Genomic DNA, 9,764 nt, shown 5'->3' with positions numbered 1-9,764 from the left:
TTAAGTAGCTAGGCATAAGTAAACTTAAAACCCAGAAGAGCATACCGCCCGCGCAGCGGGCGGTATGCTCTCTGGTTTTGTTTTTTAATTATGCCTAGCTAATTACTACCGCAATTTAAAAATTTTGCTAACATCTGAATGATTATCCAAATTTTAGATGCAATCTACCATGATTAAACAACATATTAAATAACAAATTAAATAACAAATATGAGCGATCGCCATAGCTTCTCATCTCATCTTTTAAATCCCAGTCAAGACTCTAGTTCCAAAAATACATCAGAAGCATGGTTGGCGGTAATCATCTTCTCACTCACCACAATACTTTTAATTTCCGTTGGCAGCGTTGGCAGCAAAATCCTCAATATTGCCTTTCCTCTCGGTTCATTAGTTGTAGGATGGTTCTTCTATTTTCGATATCCCAACTTTTACATTGGCTTTATGTGGTGGAGCCTCTTTTTAACTCCGCTCGTCCGCCGACTGTCAGATTTTCGATCTGGGGCTTTTGTGGATTCTAGTCCCATTCTTTTAGCACCGAGCTTAATTATTCTTATCTCATTTCACACAATGTATTTTAACTTGCCCAAAGCAAGAGAACAGGGAACAGCTCCCTTTGCTCTAGCCCTAGCAAGTGTCATCTATGCTTATTTTATCGGATTACTGAACCCAGGAACTTCTTTTATTAAGGCAAGTGTAGCCTTTTTAGGGTGGATAACTCCGATTTTATTCGGCTATCATCTGTTCGTCCATTGGCAGAGATATCCTGAATACAGTAAAACCTTCAAACGGGTTTTCCTATGGGGATGCTTGCTTGTTGGATTATATGGAATTTATCAATATATTGTGGCTCCTGAGTGGGATCGATTATGGCTAGTTGGCTCAAAGATGGATTCTAGTGCTGGAAAGCCCGAACCTTTTGGAATGCGTGTATGGAGTACAATTAACTCTCCTGGTCCTTTCGCCGATATGATTACTAGTAGCCTATTAGTTGTATTTAGTTGTAAAGGTGGATTAGTCGTTCCCGCCGCAGGAGCGGGAATCCTATCGCTACTACTGAGTGCGGTGCGAACGGGATGGTTAGGTTGGTTTGGAGGATTGATTTTGTTCAGCTCTTCACTCAAGCCAAAGCAGCAGTTGCGTTTGGTATTAACTGTTGTGGTCTTGTTAGTATGCATCATTCCCCTGAGTACTATGGAACCCTTTGCAGGAACAATCGCCACAAGGTTCTCGACGTTGGGAGATCTGCAAAATGATACCAGTGCTTCAATTAGACAAAATATTTACAAGGATTTCTTTGAGAATGGAATATTCAACTTTATGGGAGATGGAATTGGGGTTAACGACACTGTAGATGCGGGGATTTTATCCTTAATTCTAGATTTAGGATGGATCGGCGCTTTACCCTATACAGCTTCAATTTTACTATGTGCGATTACTTTATTTAAAAATTTAGGAAAGTATCGTAACGACTTATTTATTACAACTTGTTGTTCCGTGTTGGTAAAATCATTTGCTTTCTTTCTCGCTACTCGGGTTACAGCAGGAATTCATGGCATCATTATTTGGAGCTTTATTGGTATTGGTTTAGCAGGACAGCGATATTGGAATAACCAGCAAAGCCTACAATTCAATGAATTACTTAAGGGAAAAGAGATTTAAGGAATATCAAAAGGAATATCAATATATCAATGAAAATCTGTATCGTAACGCCTTATATAATTAAAAGTGATGGTCAAGGTCGAGCGAATTACGAGCTTGTTTTAGAGGCAGTTCGTTGCAATCATCACCTTAGTTTAGTAACTAGAAAAATAGAAAGTGATTTATTAGACAACCCCTTAATTGAATGTGTTAGTTTGCCTGTCGATCGATTCCCCACTGAGTTACTGCGCGGTATAGTATTCGCTCAAAAAAGTTCTAGCTGGTTACGATCGCATCGCCATAAATTTGATGTGGTTTTAGCCTGCGGAGCAGTAACTGCCGCTGCTAGCGATGTGAATGTCATCCATTTTGTGCATAGTGCTTGGTTGCGATCGCCCACCCATACTTGGAAAATTCGCCAAGATCTCTACGGCGCTTATCAATGGCTATTTACGGCGTTAAATGCTCGATGGGAAAAACAATCTTTGCAGCGAACCAAAATAGTGGTGGCTGTATCTGACAATATTCAACGGGAATTAATTGACATCGGGATTTCTCGCGATCGGATTCGCATAATTTATAATGGCGTGGATCTCGAAGAATTTACGCCAAAATCGGAAACTCGCGATCGCTTTGGATTGCCCGATCGAGTTAACTTGGCACTATTTACGGGAGACATTAGAACCAATCGCAAGAATTTAGATACGGTACTCAAGGCGCTAGTAAATGTGCCTAATTTACATTTAGCCGTAGTTGGCAATACGGAAAGAAGCCCCTATCCAGAACTTGCCAGACAATTAGGGGTAAGCGATCGCGTTCACTTCTTGGGCTATCGGCGCGATGTGGCGAAAATCATGCAAGCCGTTGACTTTTTTGTGTTTCCATCGCGTTACGAACCTTTTGGGATGGTCGTGAGTGAGGCGATGGCTTCAGGGCTTCCCGTAATTACTACTGCTGTATCAGGGGTGGCGGCAATTATTACGAATGAATGCGGCATAATTCTAGACGATCCAGAAGACGCGCAAGCCTTAAGCCAAGCGATGACGGAGTTAAGTATTAATGGCGATCTGAGGGCAAGAATGGGCAAATCAGCACGCGCGATCGCCGAACAGCACAGTTGGCGAAGTAAAGCCCAACAATATCTCCATTTATTTACAGAATTGCTAAGTAGCTAGGCATAAGTAAACTTATACCAAAACTAAAAATGGCTACGCCATTTTTAGTTTCTCAAACCTTTACTAGGTTTGGTTTTTAATTCACAAAAGTGTTGTCACACTTTCGTGAATTGGTATTAAAACCTAGAAGAGCGTACCGCCCGCTATGTGGGCAGTACGCTCTCTGGTTTTGTTTTTTAATTATGCCTAGCTACTTAGATAATTAAGGAATCGTTGCGCAAAGCATAACATCTCTATCTAGCGGGGTCTGCCTAGAGTCGTAATATAGAGAACAGCTTCGTCATTGGGAATTCCCAAAACTTCGTTAACGAGATCGTCAAAGAATCCCGCGATACCGCTGACACCAACGCCTAAACCGATCGCCGCCAGATTTAATCTCTGTCCGAGATGTCCCGCATCCATATGTAAATAGCGATAAACGCGATCGCCATATTTCGTCACCGCTTTTTGGAGATCAGCGGTATGAAAAATTACGGCTCCCGCATCGCGTCCGAGTTCTTGACCGAGGCAAAGATAATGCAATTCTTCGCGAAAATTTTTAAAGCGAATTTGGCGTAACTCTTGCGATTTGGGCGCGTAGTAATAGCATCCTTCTTCCAAATCTTCTACGCCTGTAACAGCCACAAAGGTTTCAATCAAACTGAGGTCAAAATAATCGGGACTGCCATCAAAGCCTTGATCGGTATAGTGTTGGGGCTGATAGGTAAAGTCGAGAATGGCTTTGAGTTCTGCGAGTTCTAACTTAGTGCCACTATACTCGCGGGTCGATCGCCTCTGCAAGATCGTATTCTCCAGCATTTCCAGATCGTCGCCCCAGTGGATGCTCTCCGTTGCGGTGCTAACCTTGCTACAGAAAGGAAAGTTATACTTATCGAGATCTGGTTTGTTCCCTCGATCGCTCTGGGGCTCGATCGGGCTTACTGGCTCTAATATAGCCCTCTGCTTGGGCATTTCCGCAATTTGTGTTGCTTGGTGTAAATAGGGCAATAGTTCACCATCGGGAATTTGAGGATAACTGGAAACCACGGGTGAGGGTAACGCGGTCATGAGTCCCTTGGGCATATTGAGCGATCGCGGCAACGGCTCCCGCGATTCCTGCCCACGCCCAGTTCGTTCTTCGTCTTGTAGATCGACAATAGGGACGATCGCGATCGCTCCTTCCACCTGTTTATCTAAAAATAGCAATTCATTGACGGCTTCATCATCAAAGCCGCCAATGAGATAGGACTGATAGTCCTCGATCGAGCTAGCTAGCTCGATATTTCCGAGCAAATGTCCCGTATCTAGAAAAATGCGGCGATAGGCGCGATCTTGATAGCGCCATGCCGATCGCTGAAATACGGCAGTAATGGCGATCGCCATACTTGTATTTTGTAAGGTGGGATGACCAAAACAAGCCTTTTGCAAATCCCCCCAAACATTACTGTCTAGCCAAAAATGAATTAGGCTATGGGTGCGCACCTGATAGTTATAAATCCCTGCGGACAAAAGGGGAGTTCCTGCGGAAATTAAATATACCTCGGCAGGATATAAACCGCCTGCTGAAGGCGCAGCCCTTAGATAAAAATCTTCGCCTGTTACCGTCGGTACTCTTGCCGTCAACCCATAGCTACAAAAGAGCAACCGTGACAGCCTTCGCCATCGGCTCGCTAATAAACCATCGCGATCGGACTGGATCTCCTCGGTCAAATAGGGCTTGAGGTCGTATCTTGTCCCAATTTTATAGTCCTTATAGGGCGATGGCTGGGTATTCCAATCTAGACCTTGGCTTTTTCTAGCAAGGGTTTCAGGGGCATACTTCGTACGCTCGTGATAATGTTCGGCGAAGGAAAGTCTTGCTTCGGGCATGAATTTGCAAATAGGCGGCTGACTAATCTTAAACCCTGAAAGTAGGAGCAAGTCATGAATCGTCATTACTTTTTAGGTTTAGTCAAAAATTGCGATCGCAACAACCATGATTTGGCATATGATAGAAAGGTTGTCAAAAATTTCCTAATTTGAAATTCATCATTCAAGATTAGGAAATTATCACGTTTAATATAGGGATCACGTCATGGCAGTACCCAAGAAGAAAACTTCTAAATCTAAGAGAGATAGCCGTAAAGCAGTATGGAAACGCAAAGCCGCAGTTCATGCCCAAAGAGCTATTTCCTTAGGTAAGTCCATCCTCTCAGGCAAAAATGATGGTTTTGTCTATCCGCTGGCTGAAGAGGCTGAAACAGAAGAGTAATCTTAAAAAAAGACGAGCCAAGCTCGTCTTTTTTTTGCCCTCAGCTTGCCTATTGATAACCGTAAGCCCAAGGATAGAGTGGCGGCGCAGAGCGCCGCCACTCTATCCTTGGGCTTGATGAATGATGTTAACTCCATGAAGTTGCTAGTTTCCATAACTGATAACCGAGTCCTAGCCCTATTAAACAAGGAATAGTTAATATCACGATCGCTATCCAAAATTTTCTTTTTTTGGTAAGCACTTCACCAACAAATGCGATCGCTGTTAACCCCACCCACACCACGATCGCCACCACCGAAAGATAAAACTTCAAGCGAATTACAAACACCAAACCACCCACGATCAACAAACCACTGATTAAGTACCCCCACTTCATCAGAGCATAGTCAGCAAAGGCAGTAATAATGGGGAATAGCCCCACGATCGTAAAACCTGCGATCGCTAAATTTTTGTGGGCGGGGATAGTCATTAGGACTGCAAGAAAATACCCCATACAGACATAACTAATTAAAATGATTCCCAGCCATAGCCCCAAAAAATTGATTTTTTTGAAAGGTAACTTTGGCTTTGGTAGCCTAAATTGGGAGGAATCAAATTTAGGCAAACCAACTCTAGGAAGGTTAAATCTTTTAAATCGATCTGATTTTGAGCTATCTGATTTCGAGCTGCCAGATTTCGAGCTATCTGATTTTGAGCTATCTGATTTCGAGCTATCTGATTTTGGACTGCCAGATTTCGAGCTATCTGATTTTGCAGCCCCATCACTATCCTGACTATGACCTTGGGACTGCTCGGCGTTCTTTTTTTGCTTTTCTAGATTTTCTGGATCGTCAGCCATAATTTCATCCCGATAATATATAGCTAGCTATATTCACTTAACAAACCGAATAGAGAGTGGCGGCGCGAAGCGCCGCCACTCTCTATTCGGTTTCTAACGTTACTGACTATAGCTATACCAGTTTTAATTTTTGGCACTAAGTATAGCTACTGCCAACTGTATCAGGACATAGCACCCAAGATCGTGTTGTCGCGCTCCGCGCGACAACACGATCTTGGGTGCTGATTTTGTCCTAACAAGACTGGCGGTAGCTATAGATGGGCATAATTAAAACCCAGAATCAAAAGCTGTAGCGCACGCGCAGCGTACGCCGCAGGTTTTATAGCTAGATTTTAAAGCAATGTTTCCGAAGCAACGATCATCGAGCCAACACCACTGTTCGTAAAGATTTCCAATAGAAGTGAGTGCGGTACTCTACCATCAACGATATGAGCTGCTCTTACCCCTTGAGCTAGCGATCGCACGCAACACTGCACTTTGGGAATCATGCCACCACTAACCACATTACTATTCATGAGATCTCTTGCTTTTTGAATAGTTAAACTGCGATAGAGAGTACTGGGATCCTTGTAATTATGCAAAATGCCTGCAATATCAGTGAGTAGAATCAATTTTTCAGCTCCTAGCGCCGCCGCAAGTTCACCTGCAACGGTATCCGCATTAATATTGTAGGATTGACCTGTTTCATCGGTGGCAACGCTGGATACAACGGGAATATGTCCTGCCTCTAGTAATGTGGAGAGTAGCCCAATATTAATGCCACTGACTTCGCCGACAAAGCCGATCTCATCATTGCCTTGGGGACGGGCGCGGATCAGGTTGCCATCCTTGCCGCATAGTCCCACACCAGAACCGCCAGCAAGGTTGATCATTTCCACAATTTGCTTGTTAACACGTCCTACTAATACCATTTCCACAACTTCCATCGTGGCGGCATCGGTAACGCGCAACCCATTAATAAACTGTGGTTCAATATTGAGCTTAGTCAGCCATGTATTGATTTCAGGCCCGCCACCATGCACTAGCACGGGGCGCAGTCCCATGAATGACATCGTAACGACATCACGAATCACATCCTGTCGCAGATTTTCTTCTTTCATGGCTGCACCACCATATTTAACGACAATAGTGCGTCCTGCAAATTGCTGCATATAAGGCAGTGCTTCACTGAGAATCTGAACGCGATCGCTGTCTGTGATCATTTAACGCCTCGACTATTCTTAAAAAATACTTTGATTAACCTTACAACTTCAATTACACCTATAGATAAGCGAATCTAGGTATTTATTAATATTTGACAACTTTTACGAAACTCTCCGTAAACCCCAAAGTTAATTACGGGCTGTCGCTACTTAACCCAAGAATTAATTGGCGGCGCTTCGCGCCGCCAATTAATTCTTGGGTTTTATGTCCTAGTACATTTGGCGACAGCTATATACCTGCGATCGCCATTGCAAAAGCTTGACATACGGAGGAAATCGAAAACTTAGTTTGGGCTTGGATATAGGCTGCCGCAACCATCGCCTTCGTAAATTCGCGATCGCTAAAAATTTTTTGCATCGCCTTGGCAAGTAGATGGGGATCGTTCGGAGGGATCAATAGCCCTGTTATGCCATCGTCAATAATTTCTCCCGTGCCACCACCCATAGTAGCGATCGCGGGTCTTTTGGCTAACTGAGCCTCGACGATTACTCTTCCAAAGGGTTCGGGGGCGGTCGAACAATGGGCGATCGCATCACAGGCTTTCATTAAGGCAGGAATATCTTGGCGAAAGCCGAGCCAATGGACACGCCCTTTTAGACTGGGTTGGGCAGCAATATTTTTCAGCTTCTCCGTATATTCTGCTTCACCGAAGAGCGCGTCACCCACCAGTAAAACATGGACATCAGGCAATTCACGGGCAGCTTCCAGCAAAATATGTTGTCCTTTCCAATAGGACAGACGACTAAACATCCCCACTAAAGGGCGATCGCGCGGAATGCCCAATTCTTCACGGAGCGTTGCTTGCCGATCGTTAATGCGATCGAATTTTGTGCAATCAAACCCGTTATAAACCGTGCGGAGCAGTTGCCGCTTACCACCACAGGCGATAAATGCGTCGCCCGTGGCTTGAGAATTAACGATTACTCTGCTAGCAAACCAATTGGCTAGCGTAACGGCAATTTTGCGATTGGTCGCACTAAAAATATTCGCGGTCAAAATATCATGTAAGTGCCAAACGACAGGCGCACCACCGAGTAATCTTGCGATCGCTGATACCACAAATCCCTTTTGATTATTGGCATGAATCAAATCAAAATCTTGACTTTTTTGAGCTATTTGCCTGCCCAGTCGCCATAGATCGCCGATGGATTTCCATGAGGCTAGCCCGCTTGATACTTTTACCTCTGCCAGCGATCGCGAAGATGGCAAGACTTCTACTTTTACACCCACATCCTCCAGTCGATTTTTTAAAATGCCGTCAGTTAATAACAACACCTGACTGCGATCGCGATAGGCATGGGCAAAATCGAGCAAGCAAAGCTCTCCACCACCCAAAACTGCGGTATAGCTTACAAATAAAATTCGTTTTTCTATCATGGTTTATTGCTAGGCAAGGAAGACTCATCGATCTCAAGTTGCTTACTAAAAGACTCAAAGTCCAAATTTTGATTATTAGCCAGCCCTGCCTTTAAAAGTTCACCTGCTTCTCTCAGGGCTTGAGTATCATTGGGCTTAAATTTCAACCAATTGGCATAGCCATCGATCGCCTCAAACCAATATCCTAAACGAGCGTAAACCTTGGCGCGATCGCGATCGGTTAAAGCCAGATTCAAGGATTGCTTAAGATTTTCTTCGGTTGGTTTATACATAATCCAACCGCTGACAGTAACTTTTTGGCAAAGGCGATCCTCCACCACAATCTGCCATTTATAGGGCTGGTCTGGCTTTAAAGAAGCCGATTGCGGTAATTTAAAGCTAGACAAACCGCCATGCATTTCCATCTCAATTTGAAAAACTGCGATCGGTTCGGGATCGTCCATAAACAAGCTAAGCTGACCATCCAAATCATCTGTATGAGCTGAATTTGGCGAATCCTTTCCTTCACTGGCGCTTTCAGGAATATTCCCATCATTTAAATACCAATACAGCGTCGGTTGAGGACTTGCGGTTTTCGCCCCATCTTCAGGCGTAATCAAGATGATGAAAGGTAATTTTAAAGACGGACTCGTTTCGCTCGGCTTTGGAGAGTTTCCATCTCTAATTATGTTGGGATTGCAAGGGTGTTTACCTCCACTACTATGCACAGAGGGAAGTCCACGGCTAGGATGGGAGAAGGAGCCATTTTTAATCGTGGTGGAATCAAACAAGCGAGTGCCACCGCCCGTACTTGCCGTTTTGGGTAGCCCCAATCCATAGTTACTTCCGTTAAACTGCGCCAATAACCAAGTTTGAGCGATCGCTTCCGATGAGAAGAAATAGCTCAATATTTTCACACCCCACCAAGGGAAAGCTGTTAATACCGTAAATGTGAAGGTCAAGATAGTTGTAGCGATCGGCGATCTACTCATAGAAATAGTTTTTTTAAATCTCATGGTTCATAAAATGGTGGAAACACTTATAGAGGAACTTACGACTAAGTATCTGGGCATAATTAAAACCCAGAATCAAAACCTGTAGCGCACGCGCAGCGTACGCTACAGGTTTTAGGGTTTTATATTTAATTAAGCCCACTTACTTATTTAGGGATAACTTCTAAAATTCGTTTGTTGCGTAATTCCTAAGCCATCATCTCGGATAAACTGCAATCTTCATCATTAAATCTCCATAATATTTAGCATAAATAAACTAGCTAAATACCTCAGCATAATTAAAATTCCGATCTAAAACCTGCGGCGCACGC

8 protein-coding genes are annotated in these 9,764 nt (G+C 43.8%); 3 read left to right on the top strand and 5 right to left on the bottom strand.

Annotated features, from left to right (window positions below; translation table 11 throughout):
* The first annotated feature begins 210 nt into the window (after positions 1-210).
* Positions 211-1,659 (top strand): hypothetical protein, encoded by a 1,449-nt coding sequence (locus AC805_RS10725; protein ID WP_055075432.1) that lies wholly within the window; start codon positions 211-213, stop codon positions 1,657-1,659.
* 29 nt (positions 1,660-1,688) lie between these two features.
* On the top strand, positions 1,689-2,813 hold the full coding sequence (locus tag AC805_RS10720; RefSeq protein ID WP_055075431.1) for a glycosyltransferase family 4 protein: 1,125 nt from the start codon (positions 1,689-1,691) through the stop codon (positions 2,811-2,813).
* A 237-nt stretch (positions 2,814-3,050) separates the two neighbouring features.
* Here the strand turns inward: AC805_RS10720 and AC805_RS10715 are convergent, their stop codons facing one another.
* Entirely contained in the window at positions 3,051-4,661 is a 1,611-nt protein-coding gene (locus AC805_RS10715) for a SagB/ThcOx family dehydrogenase (RefSeq protein ID WP_055075430.1), read from the bottom strand.
* A gap of 205 nt (positions 4,662-4,866) precedes the next feature.
* Here AC805_RS10715 and rpmF point away from each other — a divergent pair, with 205 nt between their 5' ends.
* Positions 4,867-5,043 carry a 50S ribosomal protein L32 gene (gene rpmF, locus AC805_RS10710; RefSeq protein ID WP_009628677.1) on the top strand — a complete coding sequence of 59 codons (177 nt, stop codon included), beginning with the start codon at positions 4,867-4,869 and terminating at the stop codon, positions 5,041-5,043.
* A 127-nt stretch (positions 5,044-5,170) separates the two neighbouring features.
* Here rpmF and AC805_RS10705 read toward each other — a convergent pair whose 3' ends face one another.
* The 4 genes from AC805_RS10705 to AC805_RS10690 form a co-directional block, all read right to left on the bottom strand.
* Positions 5,171-5,881, bottom strand: a complete 711-nt coding sequence (locus AC805_RS10705) for a hypothetical protein (RefSeq protein WP_055075429.1) — start codon at positions 5,879-5,881, stop codon at positions 5,171-5,173.
* A gap of 332 nt (positions 5,882-6,213) precedes the next feature.
* On the bottom strand, positions 6,214-7,083 hold the full coding sequence (argB, locus tag AC805_RS10700; RefSeq protein ID WP_055075428.1) for an acetylglutamate kinase: 870 nt from the start codon (positions 7,081-7,083) through the stop codon (positions 6,214-6,216).
* Between the two features lie 229 nt (positions 7,084-7,312).
* Positions 7,313-8,461 (bottom strand): glycosyltransferase family 4 protein, encoded by a 1,149-nt coding sequence (locus AC805_RS10695; protein ID WP_055075427.1) that lies wholly within the window; start codon positions 8,459-8,461, stop codon positions 7,313-7,315.
* Complete coding sequence (locus tag AC805_RS10690; RefSeq protein ID WP_197278695.1) at positions 8,458-9,432, bottom strand: DUF928 domain-containing protein; 975 nt, start codon at positions 9,430-9,432, stop codon at positions 8,458-8,460. The genes AC805_RS10695 and AC805_RS10690 overlap by 4 nt, the downstream gene beginning before the upstream one ends.
* Between the last annotated feature and the right edge of the window lie 332 nt (positions 9,433-9,764).

This window comes from Pseudanabaena sp. 'Roaring Creek' (assembly GCF_001402795.1).
GTDB lineage: Bacteria > Cyanobacteriota > Cyanobacteriia > Pseudanabaenales > Pseudanabaenaceae > Pseudanabaena.
This window is presented reverse-complemented; position numbering and strand designations above follow the sequence as displayed.